This is a genomic window from Ammoniphilus sp. YIM 78166 (assembly GCF_004522215.1).
GTDB lineage: Bacteria > Bacillota > Bacilli > Aneurinibacillales > RAOX-1 > YIM-78166.
This window is the reverse complement of record NZ_SDLR01000004.1, coordinates 387,845-413,230: the sequence shown is the minus strand read 5'-3', so window position 1 is coordinate 413,230 and position 25,386 is coordinate 387,845. Positions and strand designations below refer to the sequence as shown.

The following is a 25,386-nucleotide window of genomic DNA, read 5'->3' as shown; positions in this document are numbered from 1 at the left end:
GTGAGCATTCACCACTTTTCCGTGAGTATATTGGAATTTTTGTGAGCATCCGGAACCGAACTCTAACCATGCGGTCCCGACCCAGGCCATGATATAAAATAAAAGCCTAATTACCTCAAAAAGCAGCTGAAAATGGGTGGCTCTAAACCAAAGTTTAGATTGCTCTTCTAAAAGTAGACTTAAATTACTCAAGTCCTCAAAAAAATCCAACGAGGGAGCTCCACCAACTTGCCTACATAGAAAAAAGAAGAGGGACGCCCCTCTTCTTTCGCTATGCAAAACTCTTCATTCTATCATACAACCCTTGATAAAAACGGGCTTCAGATCTTGTGATGTAGGCCCCCGCTCGGTAGATCGCCTGTAACTCCTCTTCGGAAGGGAAGCGGACTAGCACGTCTTTACATAGTTGATAATGGCGAGGTTCATGATGGTCGGCATGAGCCTTCCAAAATGTCACGTTGATCTTTTCTTTTTGACTATAATTTGGATGACTTAATCCCTCACCGATCATTCCCATGACCTTCCCGGCAAACAGCTCTGAACCTAACCCCACCGCGGCCATGGCCTCCAATGGAGTAGCTGTGCGCAGATAAGAAATAAAGGTATCGACAGCCGTAACAGTCACCGGAGAAACCGGATAATCCGGAACGTATTTCTCATTTGTGGGAATATGAGGGGCTGCGGTCACGAGGAAGGAATGATACAGTTTGGAATGGTAGCCTTTTGGGTTTCCTCTTCCCCCCTCATCCCACAAGTTATCTACCAAGGGTACCCACCAATCATCTTCAGGCATAACAGCTGCAATGGCAGCCCCTAATACCCTAGGGAAATTGCGGCTATAGTAACTGTATTGTAAGGCAAACTCGCTTACTTGTGCGGGGTTCCACTCTCCAGCGAGTAAGGTCTGCATAAAATCGCCTTGGATTATTTCTTCATCGACAATTTTCCAGATCGCCTGCTCCACTTGCTCATAATGACTAAATGACAATTCATCTCACCCTATCTTCGATTTTTCACATAGTATCATATCACAGTTTATTGCTTTATAATAAGCAAAATGAATCCTGGAGGAGCTTATGGAGAAAGGAACTCGTATTTTAATTTTTACTGGGGGTACCCTAGACAGCTGGGCAACTCGCCATATTCGCAAGGGAGATGTATTGGTTGGTGTTGATCGGGGAGCTCTTTTTCTCGTCGAACACGGCTATAAGCCTGACTACGCTTTAGGCGACTTTGATTCGGTATCCGAAGAAGAAAAGAACAACATTATGAAGTATGCACAGACCTTCTCTGACTGTGATCCCGTTATGAAAGACCAAACGGATACGGAGATGGCTTTTGAATGGGCGCTTGAGCAACATCCGGGCGAAGTCCTCCTTCTCGGAGCGCTGGGAACCCGATTTGATCATTCGTTAGCCAATGTGCATTTATTGCGAAGAGGTCTGGATAAAGGCATCTCTTGCCGCATCATCGATCCCTATAATGAACTGCGGCTTACTAATCAGCAACTGCTAGTCCAAAAAGGGGCTTATCATCATGTTTCTTTACTTCCCCTTAGCCTCAAGGTTACAGGGATTACGCTGGATGGCTTTCAGTACCCGCTGCAAGATGCAACGCTGAATCTAGGAGATTCTCTAGGTATTAGCAATGTGTTGTTGGGAGAGTCTGGGAAGATTACCATTAGCGATGGATTGTTATTAGTTATTCAAAGTAAAGACTAAGGGTGCCCCTGGGCACCCTTATTTCCATTTCACTAGCTCCATTTCAAGATCATGGCTGAAGTCTTCGCTGATAGGTACAACTCTAATATTGGCGCCCGACCCCTGCCAATCTTCTATAGAACCGGGAAAGGTTCCCGCATATAAGTACAAGCCGCAATCCAGTTCTTTCACCCATTGCAATTCTTTACGATAAAGTCCTTGTTCTCCATTACCTCTAACCACTTCTACTTTTACATCCTTATGCCAAATCTCGCCTAATCTAACTTTGCATTGGATTGTGGCTACATCAGGGAACGCAGACAGAAATTCCATATCTTCAACCCCTACATAAGGCCAGTGATTGCGAATGAAAGACTTGTATTGAGCCACTCTCTCGGCAACCTCTAAGCCATTTTCGATGAACCTGCGTCCACGAATGGCCGTCGGGATGTACAATTTCCCCCAATATTCAGCCACCATACAGCTGGTGCTAAACACTGGCGTTAAGGATTCGATGGACTCCTTCATCTTCTCTACCCATGAGGTGTTCGACTGATAGTATAAAGGGACAATCTCTTCCTCTAGTAACTGATAGAGAGCCTGAGCGTCTAGACGGTCTTGCTCCTGCCATGTACCTCCCGTCCCCCCATCAATAGCCCAACCATTGTATCCGTTATACCCTTCTGCCCACCAGCCATCCAGGATACTACAATTGATCACCCCATTCACTGCTGCCTTTTGTCCAGAAGTTCCACTGGCCTCCATCGGCTTCATCGGTGTATTTAACCAAACATCTACTCCGGAAACTAGCTGCTTTGCTTTATCCATATCATAATTCTCAAGTAAAATAATTCGATTCTTAAATCTTTCTTGTTGAGACAGCTCCCAGATCTGGCGGATCAACTGCTGACCTGGGCCGTCAGCCGGGTGAGCTTTTCCAGCAAAAAGAATGGCTACAGGACGATCGACTTGGTTCAATATTCGCTCTAACCGCTCTACATCATGAAACAGAAGCAACGCCCTCTTATAAGTGGCGAAGCGTCGAGCAAACCCTATCGTTAGGACATTCGTTAGATCTGGTAAACCAAGCTTTTGTACCATTTCTCTTTTCGCCTGTTGATGCGCAGACCAAATTTCTTCGTTTGGTATGACCTTTACTTTCTCCCACACTTTCCGTTCTGCAATTCTATCCTTCCATTGAGGCTCTAAATAGCGATCGTAGACTTGTTCCATAGACGGAGAAAGCCATGTTTGGGTGTGAATGCCATTGGTAATGGATTCGACTTGAATATGCTCCTTAGGAATCTCGGGTGTCCAGCGATGAAATAATTCTTTGGTTACTTGCGCATGAAGTTTACTCACCCCGTTTACCTTGCTTGCCGTACTTACAGCTAATCGCGTCATATTGAAAAGCCCTTCATTTTTACCTAGCTCCAGGATGTTTTCCCTCGTTGTACCCAGTTGCCAGTAATAGTCTCCTAAGTAACGATCCATCTGTTCAAAGGAAAATTGATCATGGCCAGCCGGTACAGGGGTATGTGTCGTGAAAACGGTCGATGCCTTTACAGCCTCCAACGCCGTTTCAAAAGAGAAGCCCTGGGCTGAATATTCACGAATTCGTTCAAGTGCCATAAACGCGGAATGACCTTCATTCATGTGCCAGACATCCGGCTCTTCCCTTACTGCTCGAAGAACACGAACGCCCCCGATGCCTAGAATCATTTCCTGGGCTAATCTCGTGTCTGTATTTCCTCCATACAGATGATCCGTTAAACATCGGTCGGCTTCTGTATTCTGATCATGATGAGCGTCCATAAGATAGATGGGAACTGTCCCTACCTCAGCCTTCCAAATCTTTAAATGAACGAGTCTGCCTTCCAGTGGTACCGTTATCGTTTGGGGATGGCCCCTGTGATCCAGTACAGGCTGAACAGGCAAGTCTTCTGGACATATCTGGGGATATAAGGCTTTCTGGTTTCCCCACGCATCTACTTCTTGTTGAAAGTACCCTCTACGATACAATATACCTACAGCAACCAACGGAACACCCAGATCGTTTGCGGCCTTCACATGATCTCCCGCTAATACTCCCAGTCCACCTGAATAGATGGGTAATGCAGAATCGATTCCAAACTCAGCCGAAAAATAGGCGATCTTAGCCTCCATGTTTCCACCTCATCACGCCATGATATTTACCTACAGGATATGCATACAACCTAAGGGGGTTCCGAGTCTTATATTCTCTTAAACAAAAAAAGAAGGAGCACTAGGCTCCTTTAAAGGGAAAACTTATAAATAAGTGGGGGATATTTATAGTATGGACCATAAAACAAAATTTTATTCCTTAGCGGCAACTACTAAGTGAGGAGAATAATGGGATGGCCGGACTCGAAAGACTAGACTTTTGCTCTAGTATTCTTTTGGTTCACAATGATGATGCTTTTCACTTTAGAACTTCCACACCCCGGACACTTGGTTTGAACATGAAAAATTTTACAACAGCTCTCACACGTATATTTCATCATTTAAGACCTCCATCCATATTTTAACTATATTAACTATATCAGACCCTAGGCCAAAACGATTCAGAAATCCTTCAACAAACTTTGCTGTTGGTCGACATCATATGACAGGAAAAACAAAAAAAAAAAAAGACATAGCGACTCCCTATGTCTTCTAACATTATCCGTCCGCGATAAACGAGTTCCCGTGGGCACACTGATCCCTTGAATGGTAGTTCCGTGGTGATCCTCTCCCGTACATCGAGCCTTTTTTCAGAATATGAAATTCATGTCCCGTAATGGTGGGCGCAGCTAGTTGTCGTTTGAAAGCAAACTTTCCTCGTAATGCTGTCTCATGCTCGATGGTTGGATATTCTACTGCAGAAGCGCAATCTTGACGATAGAGCGAGAAAATCATACCTTCCATATAAAACGTAGATCCCAGATCTTCTTTTTCCACTAATTCTGCATATCCTCGTTCCATGTTTTCTCCTCCTTTAGTATCATCATTTTGTACTCCATTACGAATAGAAATGGGGCATCCTTCTTCCATATAGTAGTCTAACTCATCTCTTAAAGAATTTAGCACACGCATATAGTTTACTTCTTTAAACTCAAACTCAATATGAAGTGACTCGATCACATCATCTACACTCTGCTTCACCATCTCTAATACTTCCTGAATGCTTACCCATGGCTTGTCCAAGTCCGTCATTGCGCGGTGAAATTGAAGCTTCCCTTGTCCATCACAAAACATTGCTTGAGTGAATACCAAACCTACTTGTACGTTTAGCTTTTCCATTTAATACACTCTCCCTTTTAATGTTTGTTGGATGACTGACTGTGGGCCTTCCCGGGTGGCCTCGCCGTACGTTTGCTTTGTTACCTTTATTTTACATAGAATGGACAAGCCTGCAAAGAGGTGTAAATTGTAAGAATATGGCTATTTTTAATAAAAGGTTCGACAGGCTGCGAGCCTCCTCCCCCTGTTTCTAGGGAAAAGTGAAGAGGCTGCCTGTCGGCAGCCTCTCTTCTCGTCGAGATTTGGACTTTGGTACTTAGAATCCGTTCCCATTCGACGATTTCCACAGAACCCAATCTCCATGGGAGACGAAAATTCCTTTTTCTTTGATTAACGCTTCCTTACTCGCTGAATAGACATACATCTGGCAAGGTACATGTTGGCCTGTATCCAAGGTTGCCAAGGTTTCAATCCGTTCATATTCATTGTCTTTTCCTGGCCCATGATAGTCTTCAAGCTCGTCGAGGATGCACAGAGCTTGCTGGTGATTCTCAAACGTAAATAGCTCTCCGACAACCCTCCCGGTTCCTTCAATCACTGCGGGATAACCATAGGGCAGATCAAAAAGCAGCCCCTCAACGGTTGCTTTTTGGATCGACTGGATCTGCTTTTCGATGAGATGATGATAATACTGTCCGCTTCTGAGCGTACCATAAACGAATATATAGGCCATGGCGCTACCTAGATTTGCCTTTCCATCCATACTAAATAGGAAAATAAAGCAATCAAAACACTAAAAATAACGGTAAGTATAAGTATAACCCTCTGACGCTCCATAACGTACCTTCCTTATTGATCCTCTGCACGATGAAGTGCCTGAATGAAGCCTTCATCAAAATGCCCGCTCTCGATGATTTCTTCTCGGGTGAAGAAATCATAAAGAAAGTCAGCTTGAGCCATTTGCTTGGAGTATTGTTGAAATGCTTTACACAACTTGCGAAGATTCTCTTCTTTTTCCTCTTCTATCCCATAAACAAAGGATTCAAGCCGATCGCTGTGAAGTAGGATCCGACATCCTTCCCCAATTAATTTCTCATGAAAGCCAGATGCTTGCTGAGCGTATTCCTGGCGATCCAAATCGCTTACGTCAAACTGGGTGATTAAATATAACATGAGGAATCTCCTTCTCTTGCAGAGTTTGAATTAGAAATCAATCTTGATCCTTAGGAATCCCGCCTTGATTAAAGCATCAATGATAATAACGATAGCCGGACCTAAGATCATGCCAAAGAAACCGATTAGCTGAAAACCTATATACAAGCTCGCCAATGCCGCAAGGGCACTAATGCCTAAGCTCTCACCCAGAATCTTCGGTTCCACAATACGCCTTACGATGGTAATCACAAGAAATAAGATCATAAGCCCAATTCCCAGATGTGAATCTCCATGGATGAAAAATTGATAGGCTGCCCAAGGAACAATAAAGCTACCCGTGCCTAAAATAGGCAAGATATCCACCAGTACGATGATAAACGCAATGATAAAGGCATACTTGACATCCAAGAGCAGTAATCCAATGACAGCAAGAGTATAGGTCATCAAGCTTAAGATGATCTGCGCTCCTAAAAATCCGACTAATGCTCGAGAGAGCTTTTGCAAAACCAGATCCACCTTTTCTTTCGCCGATATCGTAAACAAATTCATGAAGCCATCCCTCAGGCCCGGCAAATCGAAGCTGATCAGAAACAAGCTGATGAGATACACAATGGAAATCAACAAGAGCTGAGGTAGTGCAGCGACAATGCTAAATACCCACTTCGTTAGGGTAGAAGCTGCTACCATAGCGGAATTTCTTAATGATTCCAATACTTGCTGGATCGTTGAGATGGTTTCGATCGGCAATAACGCATAATAGCCTTCCCAAACGATAATATACTTTTCAAGCGTCTCAAACAACTCACTCGATAGAACAGGCAGTTTTTCAGCGAGCTCTATACTTTGAACAATAAGTAAGGTAGAAATCCAGTAAGAGCCTAGGCCAAAAGAAGCTAAGAAAAGTAAAAACGTAACCGTCACCGCAGGTATCCGTTTCATTCCGAACCATCTTGTAAAAAGCTGAACAAGCGGCTCCAATAAGATGGCTGTAAGAAGTGCAAGTACCAAAGGAATGCCATGAAGGACAAGCACAACAGCCACTATTACAAACAATAAGGGTACAATCCATTTTCGTATCGCCATAAATTCCTCAGTTCCATCTAAATTATACTCCTATTCTACCCAAAATGAAGGCTAGTGGATATATGGCAGGTCACAAAAAGAAAAAAGTAATGCACTTTTTTGCATTACTCTTAGCTTAGATAAGTTTTATGTTCATTTAGTACTTGATGAATGCTGCTCCAGGAACGTTTGGCATAACAAATGGGCAGGGATTGATCTTTTGCTTTTTGTTTAATGACCTTCGACAAGTTGTGATTCACATAGTCCGTTAACACCAGAATTAAGTTAATCTTTTCTGGGATGTCTTTTTTCACTTCTTGCGGCTTTCTCCCGGTAATATGTAGGATATCATGAAAACCAAGCTGGGTAAGCTTATCTTCTATGTTGCCTAAGTGGTCCGCTCCAACGATCATTAATGACATATTATTTTCTTCCCTCCATCCTCTAATTGAGAACGATTTTTATTATCTTTATATTAACAGGTAATGATAATCGTTGTCAATTAAAAACATAGAGATAGGACAAATTTACTAATTGTTATCCATTGCTTAACCATTTGTTAATATTAGCAACATTTTCTGTTAACATTGCCAGCTTATACTTTGATTTGTACAAATTACCACACGAATTTTCCTAGGGGGAAAAAATATGAAGCGATCGATCAAAGGAATCATTCTAGCCTCTACTATTATCTCAGCTATCCCTTCCTTTCACTTGGCAAGCGCCGCAAGTTTAGAAGGTGTAAGCATCCATCCTCGCTGGGTAGATGCCGACCATTTACTGGTTACCAACGAAGGAGAGGAAAAAGCTGCGGAATACATTGTTAACATTCGAAATAAAGAAGCCAAAGCCATTCCTGGCGGTATAGCGATGGACATGAAGATGTCCCCTGTTGGATCAAAAGCGGTTTATCTAGATGAGCAAAACCATATTTGGCTGGCAACTGCTCCTTTATATCTCGCTACTAAAATCAGCCGTAACGACATCCCTAAATACGATCTTCAATGGTCTGCAGCTGGTGATAAGATCTACTTTATCCAAGGCGATAAATCGGAGCTGATCTCTGAAATGAGCATCAACAGTTCATACATTAGTAATCTTGTAAACGATAAGGTAGAGAACAAAGCCGATTTAAAGATCTCTCAAGACGGAAGATATGCTGTATATACTGCAATTAAAGCAGCCAAGGCATCTGGCGAAATTGATAAAGATACATTCAAGATTGATACGGCAGGAACAGAGCCTCAAATCTTTGTCGTGGATCTTACTAAAAAGGGAGATAAGCCTGTTCAAGTAACCAAGTCTACGGATAATAAGTCCTTTATCAACTTCCTTGCTGATGGCCGAGTTTTGTATGTTAGCTCAAACGTAGATAAGCCAGAAGAGCCTTCTTCTCTAAAGGTCATTAACCGTGATGGCAAAGGTGAAGTGACTCTAGTAAATGATATGGAAGTTTTACAAGCTACCGTAACCAATGACGGCAAGGTTTATATTCTTGGAATGCTTGCAGAAGGCAGCAAAGCTATTTATGAAGTAGACTCTACTTCCGGCAAGAAAACGAAATGGGTAGATGTTGAGGAAGATGTAACCGAAATGCAGCTTTCTGCTGATGGCAAGAATTTAGCCGTTATAGCTGGAGAAACCATTTCTGTATTAAAAGATGGCTCATTTATCAACTTAAACTAAGGAGACAAGAACATGAAACTACTAAAAAAACTATCGGTTATCGCGGTTGCCACTACACTAGCCTTTGGAGCATGCTTCGGAGCAGGATCGATGACTCAAACGGCGGATGCCAGTGCAGCAAAAGCCCCTGTATCAGGTAAGGTTGTTATCAACGGCTCTTCCGCCATGCTCCCTCTGCTTCTTCAAGCTTCTAAAGAGTTTAAGCAAAAAAATCCTAAAGTCACGATTTCCGTTTCCGGTTCTTCTTCCATCGTAGGACCTCAATCTGTGGCTAAAGGGGTTGCTACGATCGGTTCTGTCGATTGGGATGCTTCCAAGAAGGTTCCTGGATTCGATGCTTTCGCTGGCCAAGTCGGTCATAAAATTGCGATCATTCCTTTCGCTACAATTGTAAACAAAAGCGTCCAAGTGGATAACCTAACCACTCAACAGCTTCAAGATATCTTTTCTGGAAAAGTGACGAACTGGAAGCAAGTTGGCGGTCAAGATGCTGAAATTATCGTCATCAACCGGGCACACGGATCTGGTTCTCGCGTTAACTACCAAATGAACGCTCTTAAAAGCTCTGAGTTCATGAAGCCTGGAACGAGCAAAAACTACAAAGAAGTGAGCTCTAACGGAGTGATGGTAACTTCCGTACAAACTACGCCTAATTCCATTGGTTACACGGATCTTGTCTATGTAAAAGGCGATATTAAAGCTCTTAAATACAACGGTGTGGAAGCATCCGTAGAAAATGTAGTTAAAGGTACTTACCCTGTTATCGGTTATGGCTACCTGATGACAAAAGGAGCTGCATCAGGAGCTGACAAGGCGTTTATTGACTACGTATTAAGCAAAGAATTCCAACAAGGTTCTTTAAAGAAAATGAAATTCGTCCCTGCAGCGGCAGTAAAATAAGAAATGGTATTTAAAACAATCAGCCCACTTTGCGTATTTTACGGGCTGGTTGTTTTATGTAGGAGGATATTATGGCGAAATTAGCCGAAAAGATCTCAATAGAAGTCAACCCGCCTGTACTTTCACAAGGCAAAAAAGTAAGGCTGGATCGTGCGTTTCGAGTCCAGCTCGCGAACAAAGCATTTAAATGGTTCTGTTTAATTAGTGCATTTATCGTATGTATTGTATTATTTTCGATTATCTTCTTTATTGGGCAAACAGGCGTCCTTACCTTTAACGAAGTTAGTTTAATGGAATATTTCTTCTCTACGGACTGGTATCCAGAAGAAGGCTTCTATGGTGCAGCTACCTTAATTATTGGGACACTTGCTCTTACAGCTCTTACCCTTGTGATGGCTGCTCCGATATCCATTTGTATGGCGGTATTTTTATCCGAAGTCGCTCCTTCCTGGGTTCAACGTTTCATGCGTCCCGTATTAGACTTGCTTGTTGGTATTCCTTCTATTGTTTACGGATATCTCGGATTAACCATCCTTCTTCCATTCCTGCGAGAAGTGACGGGAAGCAATATGGGAGACGGCTTATTGGCCGCTGCCATAGTCTTAACAATTATGGTTCTTCCTACCATTACGAGAATTGCAGATGATGCGATCACTTTTGTCCCTAATTATTTACGTGAAGCTGCTTACGCTCTAGGATCTACCCGTCTGCAGGTGATTGGGAGAATCCTCATTCCTAGTGCTAAAAAAGGGATTCTAACGGCCATCATCCTTGGTATGGCACGAGCTATTGGGGAAACCATGGCCGTCGTTATGGTTATTGGAAACACGGTTCAGCTTCCAACAGATCTGGTTACTCCTACTGCTGTTTTAACGAGTAATATCGTCATGCAAATTACGAATGTACCCTTTGACTCCACTTGGAATTATGGCCTATATATGATGGCCTTCCTTTTACTGCTTATTTCTCTTTTCCTTATCGCCATTATCCGCATCATTAGTGCAAAAGGAGAAACGTCTGCATGATGAAAGAAAACCTTGAACGAAGCCTAAAGAAGAATCGGTTATTCAATCAAACCGCCAATGTCTTTTTCTGGGGCGTATCCGCGGGTGTCCTGCTTCTCATTGCCTCTATGCTGTTTGTTATTTTAAGTAAAGGGCTATCCGGGATTACCTTAGACTTTTTACTAGGGTTGCCAGACGAGCTGGAGGCGGGCGGCGGAATTGGCCCCGTATTATTCAACTCCTTCTATGTGTTGATCCTTTCCCTGATCTTTTCTTTGCCTATTGGGATTGGCGCTGGAATTTATCTCGCGGAGTTTGCTCCCCATAACAAGCTTACTTCTTTTATTCGCATGTGCGTAGAAGGTTTAGCTTCCGTACCTTCCATTGTCTTTGGTTTATTTGGTTTAGCCATATTTGTTTACTATTTTCAAATTGGCTTAACCATTTTAGGCGGAGCCGTTACTCTTTCATTCTTAAACCTTCCGGTTCTCGTCCGCGTCACGGAAGAAGCCGTTCGTGCGGTGCCTAAGGAGCTTCGAGAAGCCGCTTATGCTCTAGGCGCCACGAAATTCCAATGTGTCAGCAGAGTTGTGCTTCCCGCAGCCTTCAGCGGAATTGTAACGGGCATTAGCTTGGTCGTCGGGAGAGCGTATGGAGAATCTGCGGTCATCATTTTAACTGCTGGTACGAGTACATCTGGGGCAATGTGGGACTTTAATCTTTTCAGCCAAGGATCTACCTTAGCGGTTCACTTATGGTATGTTCAATCCGAAGCTATCGTGGAAGATGCCAAACATATTGCCGATCGATCGGCTGCTGTCCTCGTATTTGTGGTGTTAATGCTCAACTTTGTCATGCGCATCCCGGTTTGGCTTAATGAACGGAAATTTAAAATGAGATAATAAGAAAAGAAGAGACCAAGTAGTAGGTCTCTTCTTCTTATTATTTGTGGCTAAACAACGGCTGTAAACGATCTTCTAAAGCTTTTTCTAAGTACGGCTGAGCATGCAAGAAGCTCTTGAATTCCAGATAACTTTGTATAAGGCGATCTCTTTCCATCTCCGTAAATTTACCCTTCACCGCTCGAATTAAAAGATTCTTTGGGGTATGCTCCAGATCAATAAACTCTAAAATCTGTGTCTTATACCCCATGAGCTCCAATAACGTCGCTCGGACTGAATCCGTAGCCAGGGCAGCAAACCGTTCCTTGATGATCCCGTGCTTCAACATCGGGTGCAAGATCTCACTTTCCACTTGGTCATACATTTCATGCTGACAGCACGGGACGGATAAAATCACATCGGCTCCCCAACGGACAGCTTTCTCCAACGCTGCGTCTGTAGCGGTATCGCAAGCATGTAACGTCACGACCATATCTACGTGCTCGACCTCACTGTACTCCGCAATATCTCCAACAAGGAACTTCAAGTTTTCATAGTTCAATTTCTGAACCAGTTCGTTGCAATGGCAGATCACATCTTCCTTCAGGTCGAGACCGACCACCTGCAGATCAAGTCCTTCCACTTCACGAAGATAATGATACATCGCAAAGGTTAAGTAGGATTTTCCACAGCCAAAGTCCAAAATGGTCAGTTTACGATCTTTCTTCAGATGAGGCACAATATCCCGGATCATCTCTAGGAAGCGATTGATTTGCCTGAACTTATCATATTTCTTCGCTAGAACTTTACCTTCCGGGTTCATGACACCCAACTCAATCAAAAAAGGGACCGGAACCCCTTCTTCTAATAAGTAGTTTTTCTTCCGGTTATGCGTGAGTTCGACCTTCTTCATGGAAGCCGTTTTTTTCAAGATGGTGACCTTAAATTTTTTACTGATCAAGACTTGATAATCTGCTTCAGGGGTATAGAGAAGTCCCTGCTTAAAGGTCTCGGAAAACAAACCCTGCATCTTTTCCTCCGCTTCCTGGGGAGGAAGATTCTCATGCAACACCTTTTTTTCATAATGATAGCTAAATTGATACATCAACTCGCCTTTGATCTCTAACGGTTTCACAACCACCTTCTGAAAAGAGTCCGGCTCATTTTTTCGCACGTTGCTTAAAATTGCCTGATAAAGCAACTGATCTTTCATCAAGCTCGCTAGTAATGACTGCAACTTTTCCATTTCGCTCTTATGCTCCTCCACTTAAAAACGTGGCCACCGCTTGAACTGCCTGCTCTTCATCCTCTCCTGTTCCTTCAATGGTAATCTGGTCGCCGTTCTTTAACCGCAAGCTGATCAATCCTAGTATGCTTTTTAAATTGGCTTCCTTATAGAATGCACCCTCATACTTCTTAACGATGACCACAGAGCTAAATTGAGCAAGGATCTGACTCAATTCTAAGATCGTTCTATCTTCCGAAAGATTGATGATCGCCTTCGTAACCTTCATCTTAACCTCCCATGGATCAAAAGATATCCGGAATAACTAAAGTAAGCCAAGGAATAAACATCAGAATTAACATCCCTAAAATTAACGTAAGGACAAACGGCAAAATAGCCTTCGCGACACGCTCCATCGATAAGCCTGATATACCAGAGGCTACGAACAAGTTGACACCCAGAGGCGGCGTCATCATCCCAATCTCCGCCCCTACCACGAGCAGAATGCCAAAGTGAATCGGGTGAATGCCCATCTGAACAAGAACCGGCAAGAACAAGGGGGCAAAAATAATGATAATGGATAACGTCTCCATAAAGGTCCCGACAAATAAAATGATCAAGCTAATCAATAAGAGAATAACATACTTATTATCAGAAATCCCCATGATGGAATTAGCCAGCATATTTGGAATTTGGTACATGGTCACGAGCTTACCGAAAGCAGTGGCGGTACCCATAATCACCATGACCGTCCCCGTAATGATGGCAGATGTAATGAGGGTCTTCGGAATTTGCCGCCAGGAAAGCTCCCTGTATACAAACAACCCCACAACTAGACCATAAACCACTGCTATAACGGCGGATTCTGTAGGAGTAAATATTCCTGAATAAATCCCCCCAAGAATGATAACCGGGGCAAGCAAGGCCCATTTGGCATCCCAAACCGCACGCATGACTCGGCCAAAATTAAACTTCTCCCCTGTACCCTTATAGCCGCGTGTTTTCGCAGTCCAGTAGATGTAAAACATCATCATGGAGGCTAATAGCGCCCCTGGAACGAATCCCGCTAGAAACATATCGCCGATGGATACTCCGGCTACAATCCCGTAAATGATCATCGGAATGGAGGGAGGAATAATAATCCCCAGCCCTCCGCCTGATCCTGCTACAGCCGCGGCAAAATCCTTGCTATACCCTCTCTGTACCATAGCCGGGATCATAATCGAACCAATGGCCGCTACCGTTGCCGGGCTCGACCCAGAAATGGCGGCAAACAACAAACAGGCCAGAATCGTGACAATACCAAAGCCGCCTGTTATGTTCCCCATCAGTTCCTGTGCCACATTAATGATTCTTTTGGACAGTCCTCCCGTTTCCATTAAGGCCCCTGCAAGGATAAAATAAGGGACCGCCATCAAGGGAAAGGAATCTAGTGCTGTAAAAGATTGTTGTGCGATAAATGCCATCGGTATTCCGCCAACCCACAACGTCACGAGGGTTGCTATACCGATGGAAAAGGCAATGGGAACACCAATGAGCAAGCTTCCTATGAGCGTCAAACCCAGAACTAATGGTGGTGACATTTTTATCCCTCCTCAATAGCCTTTCGAAGTTTTTCTTCCTCCGTAAGCTCATCTTCTCCACGAAAACGAGCAACAATCCCCTGCGCTACCCGGAATGCTATGAGCACATAGCCAAAAGGAATGATCATGTAGATCCAACCCATGGGAAGCTGTACCGCAGGCGATAACTGACCATGTCCCATGATCATCATCGCGACGTTCCACCCAAAAAAGGATACAAACAGCGCATACGTGATCCACAAGAGATCTGACACCAATCCAGCCCACTTCGAAAACCTTCGAGGCAAGAATTGATCAATAAGCTCGACCCGAATATGTCTCCGATGCTTAGCTGCCATTGCGGCCGAAAGATAGACAAGCCAGACAAACATGAATCGGGAGATTTCTTCCGACCATCCCAGAGAAATATTAAACACAAACCGGGAAAGGACTTGGATAAAGGTGAGAATGACCATAATGGAGAATAAAACAACACAGAGAACTTCCTCAAAATTTCGGTCTATCCTTTTTAATAGGGACATTGATTTTCCTCCCTTCACGTTAGAAGGGAACAGACGGTAAGTCCGCACTGTTCCCTTCTTTAGAGACTCCTGTCTACTAACTTGCTGCCTCAATAGCTGCTCTTACTTTATCAATGGTCTCTTTTCCAATCTTGTCTGCAAACTGATCCAGGACCGTATCCGTTACCGCCTTCATTTCTGCACGAGCTTCTTCGGTTACTTCCGTCACGGTCATGCCAGCGGTCCTTAACTCCTCTAGATACTGGGAATTGGCTTCACGGTTAAGCTGGCGTTGCACTTGACCTGCTTCCACTGCGGCACGCTTCAGTATTTCTTGCTGCTCAGGAGTGGAAGCATCCCAAAATGCTTTGCTCAATAGAACAACAAATGGACTGTAGATATGCTTCGTGGTGGACACATGCTTCTGAACCTCAAAGTACTTTTGCAAATAAATAGTGGCTATCGGGTTTTCCTGTCCATCCACCGTCCCCTGCTGCATGGCCGTAAACAATTCACTGAAGGCCATCGGAGTAGGATTGGCACCCAATGCACGGAAGGCAGCCAAGTGCAGCTGATTTTCCATCGTTCTAATCTTTAAATCTTTAAAATCAGCTGCTGTCGCTACAGCCCGCTTATTATTGGTTAGGTTACGGAATCCATTCTCCCAGTAGGCTAATCCGATGAGGTTTTGTGCTGGGAGCTTGTCTAATAGCTGCTGGGAAATCTCACTTTCAAGCAGTACCTTATCTGCCACTTCTTCACTCGGCATTAAGAAAGGAATATCAAACACAGAGAAATCAGGAACAAAGTTTGCAATCGGAGCCGTGGAAGGGATTGTCATCTCTTGGGTTCCGAGCTGCAGAGCTTCCATCATCGTGCGGTCGTCGCCTAACTGTCCACTATGATAGGTTTCAACGACAATGGCTCCATTGGTTTCTGCCTCCACGATTTCTTTAAACTTCAAGAGACCCTTATATTGAGGGTGCTGATCGTTTAGCCCAATTCCTGCACGAATCGTCCGGACATCCGCAGGTGCCGCTTGCCCCGGTTGGCCAGCTGGCGGCTCGGCTTGTTGACCGCCACCGCAGCCTACTAGACCCGCAGATAGCATGGACGTGATCAGTAAGCCTGTAAATAATTTTTTCATAAGAAAACCTCCCTTATCTAGGTGCAAACTAGTTTTGATAGAAATTAGGATACCCAGCCCTTTATTTTCCATACTTTTCTTTATCAAGTCATTTTCTGATAAAATAGGGTAATGGATATACTTACGAGGAGATACTTTACTTATGCAGAATTGTTTAGCTTATATTCGTGCTTCTTTTCCTTCTCTGAGTGATAAAGAAAGGATCATTGCCAATTACATCATCGATCATCCTGAAAAAATCATCCATTTATCCATCAATGAATTGGCAGAAGAAACAGCCTGTGCCGAAGCCACGATCTTTCGTTTATGTAAACGCTTAGGGTTCAAGGGCTACCAAGCTCTTAAGATTTCGTTGGCCAAAGAGGTGGTTCATCCCATTCAGGACCTACATGAAGCCATTCAGGAAGGGGATAGCCTCCCCGTCATTGCCCATAAGGTATTTACCACGAATATTGAAGCCCTTCGTGATACCTTAGACATATTAGACGAAGCGACGCTGAGCGAAGCCATTACCCTTCTTGTTCAGGCTCGCCGGATTGATCTATTTGGAGTGGGAGGGTCTTCCTCTCTTATCTTGGACGCCTATCATAAATTTGTTCGTACAGGGATTCCGACCTTCTATCATTCGGATTCACACCTTCAAGCTATCCAAGCCTCGCTTCTGCAAAAAGGCGATGTCGTTCTAGGTGTATCTCACTCTGGGGTGAACAAAGATATCCTCGAGAACCTCAAGATCGCCAAAGAGGCAGGGGCCCATATTATTACGATTACCCGATATGGGAAAACGCCGATCAGCCAACTCGCGGATGTCAGCTTATTTACTGCCTCCCGAGAAACCATCTTTCGTTCAGAGGCCCTCTCCTCCAGGTTAGCTCAGTTATGCATTATTGATGCACTGTATGTCGGGATGGCCATGACCCGTTTTGATGAAACGATGTCAAACACAGAAAAAATCCGTGAAGCCATCTCTCAAAAAAGACTCTAGGAGATTAGATTATGCATGTAATTGGATTAGATATTGGCACGACGAGTACAAAAGCCGTCGTATTTACTTTGCAAGGGAAAGTCATCAGTGAACATGCCGTGGAATACCCTATTTTTACTCCTTCCCCCGCTTGGGCTGAGCAAGATCCAGAGCAAATTTTGCGTGCTGCGGAAGAAGCCATTCGGGTAGCCGTGGAGAAGTCAGCAACTACCGCATTTCTTGGGGTGGGCATCAGCTCAGCCATGCACTCTCTTCTGCTGATGGACGAACAAGGAAGCCCATTGACCCGCACCATCATTTGGGCGGATAACCGAAGCATTCATCAATCGGAAAAGCTTCTGTTAAGTCAAGGAAGAGAGATTTATCTTCGGACAGGGACTCCCATTCATCCTATGTCTCCCCTCAGCAAGATTTTATGGTTTAAGGAGGAACAACCAGAGCTCTTTACTCAGGTGCACAAGTTTATTTCCATTAAGGATTACTTGCTCTACCGCTGGTTCGGACGCTATGTAATTGATTATTCTTTAGCCTCAGCTACCGGTTTATTCAACTTGGAGCAACTAGACTATGATACGGAAGTACTGCAGCTTCTGGGTATCCATAAAGATCAGCTGCCTGATCCTGTGCCTACCACCCATGTGCTTCAAGGAATGAATCCTGAGCATGCGAGGGCCATGGGAATTGGAGAGGATATGCCTTTTGTTATTGGCGGAAGTGATGGGTGCTTAGCCAATCTCGGCATTGGGGCCATGGAAAAAGGGGATGTGGCGATTACGATTGGGACAAGTGGGGCCATTCGAACGGTAGTACCAGAACCTCTAACCGATACTCAGATGCGTACGTTTTGCTACGCTTTGGCTGACAAGCAATGGGTGATTGGAGGGCCTACGAATAACGGTGGGATCTTGCTGCGGTGGTTCCGAGATCAGTTCGCTCCAGGTGCTTCCTACGATGAATTGGCTGCAGAAGCGGCCATTGCGGGAATTGGAAGCGGAGGGCTGTTATGCCTTCCTTATCTGTCCGGCGAGCGAGCGCCGATTTGGAATGCGGATGCCAGGGGATGCTTTTTTGGAATGGCCTTGCATCATCAGCGAGGACACTTTGTACGTGCCGCTATGGAAGGCGTGATCTACAGTGTATATAGCGTGGGGAAAGCCCTACAGGATCTATCGGGAGACTTCCGATCAGTGCGTGCTTCCGGCGGTTTTGTCCAATCTCCGCTTTGGTGCCAGATCTTATCCGATATTTTTGGCGCGCCAGTTGAAATCCCAGAAAGCCATCAGAGCTCCAGCTGGGGTGCGGCTCTGCTGGTCCTATACGCATTAGGGGAAATGGATCGGTTAGATGCCTATAAGGATCAGGTCCCCATTAGACAAACTTATCTCCCCAATCCTCTGCATCATCAGCAGTACCAGAGTTTGTACGAAATCTATCAGGAAGTCTACACGTCATTAGAGGGCTCTTTTGGTAAGATCGCAACCTATCAAAGAAGGCTATGAGCATGGAAGCTCATAGCCTGTTTTTTGTTTAAAACCATTGGGTGTGGAAGGTTCCTTCTTTATCAATGCGCTGGTACGTATGGGCACCGAAGTAATCCCGCTGCGCCTGCAGAAGATTCGCTGGAAGCCTCTCGGAACGGTAGCTGTCAAAGTAAGCCAATGCACTGGAAAAAGCAGGTACTGGTACACCGATGGTAATCGCCGTGGAAACCACTCGTCTCCAGGCATCCTGATAGGTCTGTACGATATCTTGGAAGTAAGAATCGAGCAGTAAGTTCTTAAGCCCTGGATCACGATCGTATGCATCCTTAATGTTTTGCAGGAATTGCGCTCGAATAATACAACCGCCTCTAAAGATCATCGCGATCTCACCATAGTTTAAGTTCCAGTTGTATTCTTCCGATGCCGCTCTCATCTGAGCAAAACCTTGAGCATAAGAGCAGATCTTGCTTGCATACAACGCCTTGCGAACCGCTTCAATAAACTCTGCACGGTCAACCGAAGCTTGGGTTGTTTCCGGTCCTTTTAGGATCTGGCTGGCCTTGACCCGCTCATCCTTCATCGCGGAGAGGAATCGGGCAAATACGGACTCCGTAATAATGGACAGAGGTACTCCTAAATCGAGAGAGCTCTGGCTGGTCCATTTTCCTGTGCCCTTCTGGCCTGCCGTATCGAGAATCAAGTCCACCATCGGCTTGCCGGTTTCCTCATCTACCTTCGTGAAGATATCGGCAGTAATTTCGATCAGATAGCTGTCTAGTTCACCTTTATTCCACTCGGCAAACACCTCATGGAACTCCTGTGCACTCAGATTCAGGGTATGCTTCAGAAGATGGTAGGCTTCACAGATTAGTTGCATATCTCCGTACTCAATCCCATTGTGCACCATTTTCACATAGTGACCTGCACCATCTGGACCGATATAGGTACAGCAAGGATCGTCTCCTACTTTCGCGGAGATCGCGGTTAGAATGGGTTCCACCAGTCTGTAAGCATCTTCTTGTCCACCTGGCATGATCGCAGGGCCTTTCAATGCGCCTTCCTCACCACCTGAGACACCGGCTCCAATAAAGCGAATGCCTACGGATTCTAATTCCTTATTCCGGCGAAGAGTATCAGGGAAATAAGCATTACCGCCATCGATGAGAATGTCGCCCTTGGCTAGAAGCGGCTTTAACTGCTCGATGGTATCGTCCGTTGGCTTACCCGCTTTTACCATAATCATAATCTTTCTAGGGGTTTCAAGAGACTCTACAAACTCTTCCATAGAGTAAGTTCCCACGAGGTTTTTTCCTTTTGCTTCTTGAAGCAGCTCCTCCGTTTTTTCCGCGGAACGGTTATAAACCGATACGGTAAATCCTCGACTTTCAATATTAAGGGCCAAGTTCTTGCCCATGACAGCAAGCCCAATAACGCCGATTTGTTGTTTAGACATCGTGAGTGGTCCGCCTTCCATTGTATGGTTTAGATTTATTATACGAAATTTTTTTTCACATTACAAAGGGGGTGTGAAAATAATTTCAGTATGTGCCCAAGCTTCTCCATGAACATTTTCCCCTAAACCTGGAAAGGTTATCCGAAAATAAGCGACGACTATAGCTCCTTCAATTCTTTTGGATAGCTGGTCAGGACCTCTGCTTTCCCATCTTCACCAATGTAAACATCATCCTCAATACGTACGCCTCCCACACCTGGAATATAAACGCCCGGCTCAATGGTAAATAAAAATCCAGGCTGCATGAGCATCTCGTTCTGAGAATGAATGGAAGGTGCCTCGTGCACATCCAAACCAAGACCATGACCTACGCGGTGAATAAAGTACTGACCTAACCCTTCGGCTTCAATATGGGCCCGAGCGGCTTGGTCCAGCAATCCAATGGGCTTCCCATCCGCAACAGCTTGGATTGCCTTTTCATTTCCCACTCTGACCGCCTCATACATTTTTCGTTGTTCAGCCGTAGCTTCTCCTACCACAAAAGTACGCGTAATATCGGAGCAATAGCCATCAACGAATACTCCTAAATCAAACAGCAGCAGCTCCCCAGACTCGATCTTCTTGGTTCCCGGACGACCATGCGGGAGGGCGGACTGGGCTCCGGACAAAACAATGGTAGAAAAAGCAGGACGATCCGCTCCCAACACCTTCATTTGATACTCGAGCTCCGCGGTGATTTCCAGCTCCGTTACACCGGGAGCTACTTTAGAAACGCCATGCTGCAGCACGTTCTCTACCACCTCGATCGCTCGACGAACAATCTGGATGTCTTCTTTCGACTTAATCAATCGCATCGAGGTGATATACGCCTCGACATCGCTAAACTTAACACCAGGATAAACCTCTTGCAGACTCTCTGCTTGAAATAAGCTTAACCCCTTTTTCTCTACGCCAAGCTGGTTAAAACCACCTGCTATCTGTTCTCTTACAACCTGATATGGATTGTCAGTATCTGATACCGGAATGATCTGATCTACGCCTTGGGCCTTCGCCTCTGCACTTTCCAGATCTAAGCTAGGAACAAATAATTGCACATGTCCTTGGCTTGCGTTCAAAAATAGGGCCATAAATCGCTCATGTGGGTCCGCGTAAAAACCCGTTAGAAAATAAATATTGGTCGGTGAGGTAATCATCGCTGCTTGTAGCTTTTCTTTTTCTAAATAAGCAAGGAGTTGCTTCAGTCGCTCGTTGTAAATCATTGAACATCACCTTTTCTAATTTTTTACTATTATGATACAACGAAAAGAAGAGGATGTCTTGGTAGACATCCTCTGTTGAGCTTCTTGTATATCTTTTATTAGTTGGTTAGCAAGTTCCTTTTCGATGGATTTGCCGGATTGGGCTTTGATTTGGTTTTGTAAAGCTTCTAAAATGTTAGCTTTCGCTTTCTCATTTTCTGCTGACTGTGCCGCTTCCACCTTTTCAAGCAAACTCTTGCTAATATCATGGGTAATGGCGGTCTGAACTAATTCATCTAAATGCTGAACATCCATGATTACTTCTAGCGTAAATTCTTTCGTCACTTGATGGCCTGCATGATCCGTCGCCGTGACCGTGATCGTATGCTGGCCAACGCTGAGTTCCAGTGGTCCTATTTCCACCGAATTTGCTGCCGTCTTTACGCCATTCACGCGAATCACGACTTCTTTTACGCCACTTTCCTGGTCCGTCACCTCTGGAGTAAATGTAAAAGCCTCGTGGCGATAGATGGACCATTGATCTGGAGCTTCGATCACAGGGGCTGTTTTATCTAGTAGAATGACCAAGCTCTTGACCGCCTCTTGATTCCCTACACGATCAACAGAACGGTATTCGATCAGGTTTCTGCCTTCTTCGTTAACCGTCATACCTTCTTTCGCGAGCTTCCATTCTCCGTTATTTACACGGTACTCCATTCTCGCCACACCCACCCCGGCATCGGTTGCACTGAACGTGATTTGAACTTCCTTTTGATTGTAGCTTTCTTCACCGGATTGACCTTCCACTACCACTTCCGTTACAGGAGCAGTTAAATCTGTGCTAATTCGACCTTCAGCTTCGTGACGTACAGGTTCTCCTAAACTCATCACATAGTCTACGGAAGCCACAATATCTTCCGGCCCTTGCTCCACGTTCTTACCGTACAATCCAAGCAACCTGTATTTCGCAGAGGTCTGATAGTACATATAGTTATTTACAACCAAAGAATAGGTGGCAGCAAGGTCAAGGCTCTGACCATTTTCTAAAACCACTCGAACGACTTTATTCGTGACTGGGTCAAACGTATAGCTTGCACCAGAAATAAATGAATCCGGTCCATAAGCAGGATTGATCATCGCATTCAGGATCTCGATAAACTGCTGGCCTGTTACTTCAATCTTAACCAAGGTATTCCCAAACGGCTGAACATTGAATAACTCGCCCCAGGTAATCGGACCTACATCAATGTTATCACGCACACCTCCACCATTCATGAGGGCAAAATCGGCTTGCATCGACCATCTCATGCCATCTGCAATAAAATTGCCCAATGCCATATCACCAAATATCCCCTTCGTAGGATACCCCTTCAGCAACTCCACTTCCGAAGTCCCGACAATCTGATTGACCTTAGGTGCAATCTGTTCCAGGTATTTATTTAAAATAGCCCCTACCACCGGATCAGGCTGAATGTTTTGTTGAACCACATCCACGATTTCCGCGGACTTCTTAACGATATCTTTGCTTACAGGATCAATCTCGATGTCAATATCTGCAAACGCATTTCCATACTCCCAAGCCTGTACAATAAGCTTATTTCCAACCATAGCATTGACTTTTACATGATTATGGGCGGCCAAGATAATATCGACAGCATCATTAACCTTCTTGGCCATCTCAGCTACTTCACCTTTAGCTGTGGTCCCGTCTTGTTCTCCAGGAACATGGGCGAGCACCACAATGGCTTCGACCCCTCTGGCTTGAAGCTCAGGAACGAACTTATTGATGGCCGTCGCTTCATCTGTAAATCGGATGGTGGTAATCCCGGTTGGCATCACCATGCTTGGCGTTGCTTTCGTGGCTACTCCAATGAACCCAATCGGAACGCCACCAACTTCCTTAATTACATATGGATCTAATACGAGTTTTCCGGTGTCCTTATATTCCACATTGGCTGCTACAAGCGGAAAATTCATCCCTTGATAGTTCTCCGTTCCATTCGGGTGATCTCCACCGTGAATCAGTCGCAGCATTTCTTCTACACCTGCATCAAACTCATGATTCCCTACCGTACCTACGTCAAATCCCATCGCGTTCATTATTTGTACTGTAGGCTCTTCTTGCAGTAGCTTCGAAACGGGGGAGCTTCCCCCTACCATGTCCCCAGAATGAATGAGTAGTGTATTCGGGTTAGCCTCTTTTCTTTGACGTAAGTATGCAGCCAGATAATCCGCACGACCATACTGAATGCCTGAAATCGTGGACGTTACATCAATTTTCCCATGCCAATCATTCACACCCAGTAGCTTCACTTTCACAGCTTCCTGTGGAACAGGCTCTGGATTAGAATTAGCCGGAACATATCCATTGGCTTCAGCCTCTTGATTTGAATCAAAGAATACACGAGCTTCCACCGGAACAGAGGTCCACGCTTCTGGCGCAACATATTTTTTCGTAAAATAGTTCCCTACCGGACGCAATATCTCTCTTCCTTGCTCGCGAGCTCGAAAAACAAACGGCAATTCCATCAGAGGCTCCGTTTCATTCCAGATCCCCAATTTCGCATCAGAAGCACGTTTAACAGCTTGAGAATAGACTTCATAATCCTCGCCAATTGGCCAGATAAAGTATGTTACGGCATGTCCCTTTTCTACCATCTCTAGATTCGTATTTAATCCATCGGACTTCCTAATTACTTCAGCTAATAGGCGGCCATAGCTGTCCGTTGGCTCCGAACCTACCTTTAAGACAACCTGATCCCCTGCCTTCAGCAGCGTGTTTAGATATTGCTTGGCTTTTTCGCCTAGATCCTTTTGATTTTGATCCGCTTCATTTTTAGGCGTGTGATAGGTTTCTGCTGTATCAATATTCAAGAAACGAACGTTGCTAGCCCCGAGCACCGGAGCCGTTAGCCTAATGGTATCTCCATCCGTCACACTAGCAACGATAGCCTCGTACTCTCCCGCTGCGGATGGTTCCGGAAGCTGATGGTCCAATAAGACGAGATCAGAGGCTTTTCTAGGAATCAGCTGATAGCTATTATACTGACTTAAAATACCCGTAATCTCATACCATTTTCCCTTCTCAAGCAGCTCGATATCTAGGGAATTCACCATCACACGCAAGGTCGTAGATTGGAACTTGTCATCTACTAGTGTGACATTATAGCCTCCGCCAGCCGGAGAAGAAGGGATATTCTGTACGTAACCGGTAAGCTTAACAAGCTTACCTTCTAAAGGCTCAGCTTCACTAGATTGATTAAGTAGACTAATACTCGTTGCCTTCGCTTCCGGCAGTTCTTTTCCTTGTTCGAGTACTTCTACATCACCTGCTGCAGGAACAACCTCGGTTAACCCGTTGTAAACTTCTATTCTTCCTTTTACTTTAACGAGATCTCCTTCCTTCAAGTCAGGAAATCCAGCTAAGGAATGTGCAAAGAGGTTGATACCTGCCATTTCATCCTGGATATAAGTCGAAAGCCTACCGCCTCCAATCGCGGCATTGTCCGCTGTCACAACCCCTTGTATGATCACCGTCTGGCCCACTCGTCCTCTTGCCTCAGCAAGGGAGATGACGGAAGGCTCCTCAGGCGTTGGATCGGGATTGGTAGAGGATTCTATGAACTCGATGGAACTGGGTGATTGTAATCCAGGAACTGTAAAATAGGCTTTTAAATCCCCAGCTACGCGCACTTTTTTTCCAATATTCGTTGGGTTTGTTTGTAAAGCAAAAGTCGTTCTAAAGTTTGCTGGTATTTGGACAGGTAAAAGCTTCGCTTTGTCTCTTTCTGTTGGGGAATCCGCTAGGGCAAAATTAAAATCATTAGCAAAAGGAGCTTCAAATTTATACGAAGCAATCCCTCCACTACCGCTTGTGGTATGAGCAACAATATACCCTTCTACGGTTCCTTTTCCCGTATTGTTGGCAATCGCTTGTCCTACCGTCAAGACACTGTTGGCTTGTACCACTTGAAAAGGCAGACCCAGCATGACGGAAAACAGTAAAGCAAAGACCGTCAACACGTTGATCCATTTTCTTTTCCTTCGATCGAACACAAAAGTTCCTCCTTAGAGTATGAATAATTTCATACTCTATCTTAAAGGCACTGTGTTAAAGAAATATTAATTTGGTGAAAAATAAAC

The 25,386-nt window shown here is 44.7% G+C and carries 22 protein-coding genes; 7 read left to right on the top strand and 15 right to left on the bottom strand.

Annotation, left to right across the window (positions count from 1 at the left end; all coding sequences use genetic code 11):
- Positions 1–271: 271 nt before the first annotated feature.
- Complete coding sequence (locus EIZ58_RS18690) at positions 272–988, bottom strand: iron-containing redox enzyme family protein (protein ID WP_240689180.1); 717 nt, start codon at positions 986–988, stop codon at positions 272–274.
- A gap of 88 nt (positions 989–1,076) precedes the next feature.
- On the opposite strand from EIZ58_RS18690, the gene EIZ58_RS18685 reads away from it, so the two are divergent.
- Positions 1,077–1,721, top strand: coding sequence for a thiamine diphosphokinase (locus EIZ58_RS18685; RefSeq protein WP_134702386.1), 645 nt, complete (start codon positions 1,077–1,079; stop codon positions 1,719–1,721).
- Between the two features lie 18 nt (positions 1,722–1,739).
- On the opposite strand, the gene glgP is transcribed toward EIZ58_RS18685, so the two are convergent.
- The 6 genes from glgP to EIZ58_RS18655 form a co-directional block, all read right to left on the bottom strand.
- Positions 1,740–3,866: an alpha-glucan family phosphorylase gene (glgP, locus tag EIZ58_RS18680; protein ID WP_134702385.1), complete on the bottom strand. Its 2,127-nt coding sequence runs from the start codon at positions 3,864–3,866 to the stop codon at positions 1,740–1,742.
- A 516-nt stretch (positions 3,867–4,382) separates the two neighbouring features.
- Positions 4,383–5,003 (bottom strand): hypothetical protein, encoded by a 621-nt coding sequence (locus EIZ58_RS18675; protein ID WP_134702384.1) that lies wholly within the window; start codon positions 5,001–5,003, stop codon positions 4,383–4,385.
- A 256-nt stretch (positions 5,004–5,259) separates the two neighbouring features.
- Positions 5,260–5,676, bottom strand: a complete 417-nt coding sequence (locus tag EIZ58_RS18670; RefSeq protein ID WP_134702383.1) for a gamma-glutamylcyclotransferase family protein — start codon at positions 5,674–5,676, stop codon at positions 5,260–5,262.
- A gap of 116 nt (positions 5,677–5,792) precedes the next feature.
- On the bottom strand, positions 5,793–6,116 hold the full coding sequence (locus EIZ58_RS18665) for a hypothetical protein (RefSeq protein ID WP_134702382.1): 324 nt from the start codon (positions 6,114–6,116) through the stop codon (positions 5,793–5,795).
- Positions 6,117–6,146: 30 nt separating this feature from the next.
- The gene (gene ytvI / locus EIZ58_RS18660) at positions 6,147–7,181 is read right to left on the bottom strand and encodes a sporulation integral membrane protein YtvI (protein ID WP_134702381.1); all 1,035 of its coding nucleotides are present in this window, start codon (positions 7,179–7,181) and stop codon (positions 6,147–6,149) included.
- A gap of 110 nt (positions 7,182–7,291) precedes the next feature.
- Positions 7,292–7,582: a DUF2325 domain-containing protein gene (locus tag EIZ58_RS18655; protein ID WP_134702380.1), complete on the bottom strand. Its 291-nt coding sequence runs from the start codon at positions 7,580–7,582 to the stop codon at positions 7,292–7,294.
- A gap of 226 nt (positions 7,583–7,808) precedes the next feature.
- Between EIZ58_RS18655 and EIZ58_RS18650 the strand changes: the two genes are divergently transcribed.
- From EIZ58_RS18650 to pstA, 4 genes are all read left to right on the top strand, one after another.
- Positions 7,809–8,846: a TolB-like translocation protein gene (locus tag EIZ58_RS18650; RefSeq protein WP_134702379.1), complete on the top strand. Its 1,038-nt coding sequence runs from the start codon at positions 7,809–7,811 to the stop codon at positions 8,844–8,846.
- A gap of 12 nt (positions 8,847–8,858) precedes the next feature.
- Complete coding sequence (locus EIZ58_RS18645; RefSeq protein WP_134702378.1) at positions 8,859–9,746, top strand: phosphate ABC transporter substrate-binding protein; 888 nt, start codon at positions 8,859–8,861, stop codon at positions 9,744–9,746.
- Between the two features lie 71 nt (positions 9,747–9,817).
- Entirely contained in the window at positions 9,818–10,771 is a 954-nt protein-coding gene (gene pstC, locus EIZ58_RS18640) for a phosphate ABC transporter permease subunit PstC (RefSeq protein WP_134702377.1), read from the top strand.
- Complete coding sequence (pstA, locus tag EIZ58_RS18635; RefSeq protein WP_134702875.1) at positions 10,771–11,652, top strand: phosphate ABC transporter permease PstA; 882 nt, start codon at positions 10,771–10,773, stop codon at positions 11,650–11,652. Before pstC ends, pstA begins: the two co-directional genes overlap by 1 nt.
- 40 nt (positions 11,653–11,692) lie before the next feature.
- Here pstA and EIZ58_RS18630 read toward each other — a convergent pair whose 3' ends face one another.
- The 5 genes from EIZ58_RS18630 to EIZ58_RS18610 all read right to left on the bottom strand — a co-directional run bounded on the left by EIZ58_RS18630 (position 11,693) and on the right by EIZ58_RS18610 (position 16,086).
- Positions 11,693–12,877 carry a class I SAM-dependent methyltransferase gene (locus EIZ58_RS18630; RefSeq protein ID WP_134702376.1) on the bottom strand — a complete coding sequence of 395 codons (1,185 nt, stop codon included), beginning with the start codon at positions 12,875–12,877 and terminating at the stop codon, positions 11,693–11,695.
- 7 nt (positions 12,878–12,884) lie between these two features.
- Positions 12,885–13,145 carry an HPr family phosphocarrier protein gene (locus EIZ58_RS18625; RefSeq protein ID WP_134702375.1) on the bottom strand — a complete coding sequence of 87 codons (261 nt, stop codon included), beginning with the start codon at positions 13,143–13,145 and terminating at the stop codon, positions 12,885–12,887.
- Between the two features lie 16 nt (positions 13,146–13,161).
- Complete coding sequence (locus EIZ58_RS18620) at positions 13,162–14,439, bottom strand: TRAP transporter large permease (RefSeq protein ID WP_134702374.1); 1,278 nt, start codon at positions 14,437–14,439, stop codon at positions 13,162–13,164.
- A gap of 2 nt (positions 14,440–14,441) precedes the next feature.
- Positions 14,442–14,960, bottom strand: coding sequence for a TRAP transporter small permease (locus EIZ58_RS18615; RefSeq protein WP_134702373.1), 519 nt, complete (start codon positions 14,958–14,960; stop codon positions 14,442–14,444).
- A gap of 76 nt (positions 14,961–15,036) precedes the next feature.
- The gene (locus tag EIZ58_RS18610) at positions 15,037–16,086 is read right to left on the bottom strand and encodes a TRAP transporter substrate-binding protein (protein WP_134702372.1); all 1,050 of its coding nucleotides are present in this window, start codon (positions 16,084–16,086) and stop codon (positions 15,037–15,039) included.
- Positions 16,087–16,228: 142 nt separating this feature from the next.
- Between EIZ58_RS18610 and EIZ58_RS18605 the strand changes: the two genes are divergently transcribed.
- Both EIZ58_RS18605 and EIZ58_RS18600 read left to right on the top strand, forming a co-directional pair.
- Positions 16,229–17,071, top strand: a complete 843-nt coding sequence (locus tag EIZ58_RS18605) for a MurR/RpiR family transcriptional regulator (protein WP_134702371.1) — start codon at positions 16,229–16,231, stop codon at positions 17,069–17,071.
- An 11-nt stretch (positions 17,072–17,082) separates the two neighbouring features.
- Positions 17,083–18,570, top strand: coding sequence for a gluconokinase (locus EIZ58_RS18600; RefSeq protein WP_134702370.1), 1,488 nt, complete (start codon positions 17,083–17,085; stop codon positions 18,568–18,570).
- A gap of 28 nt (positions 18,571–18,598) precedes the next feature.
- Here EIZ58_RS18600 and gndA read toward each other — a convergent pair whose 3' ends face one another.
- The 3 genes from gndA to EIZ58_RS18585 all read right to left on the bottom strand — a co-directional run bounded on the left by gndA (position 18,599) and on the right by EIZ58_RS18585 (position 25,299).
- Positions 18,599–20,005 carry an NADP-dependent phosphogluconate dehydrogenase gene (gndA, locus tag EIZ58_RS18595; RefSeq protein ID WP_134702369.1) on the bottom strand — a complete coding sequence of 469 codons (1,407 nt, stop codon included), beginning with the start codon at positions 20,003–20,005 and terminating at the stop codon, positions 18,599–18,601.
- A 158-nt stretch (positions 20,006–20,163) separates the two neighbouring features.
- Complete coding sequence (locus EIZ58_RS18590; RefSeq protein WP_134702368.1) at positions 20,164–21,264, bottom strand: M24 family metallopeptidase; 1,101 nt, start codon at positions 21,262–21,264, stop codon at positions 20,164–20,166.
- 15 nt (positions 21,265–21,279) lie between these two features.
- A complete protein-coding gene (locus tag EIZ58_RS18585) occupies positions 21,280–25,299 on the bottom strand; it encodes a 5'-nucleotidase C-terminal domain-containing protein (protein ID WP_134702367.1) in 4,020 nt (1,339 codons plus the stop codon).
- Positions 25,300–25,386 lie beyond the last annotated feature (87 nt).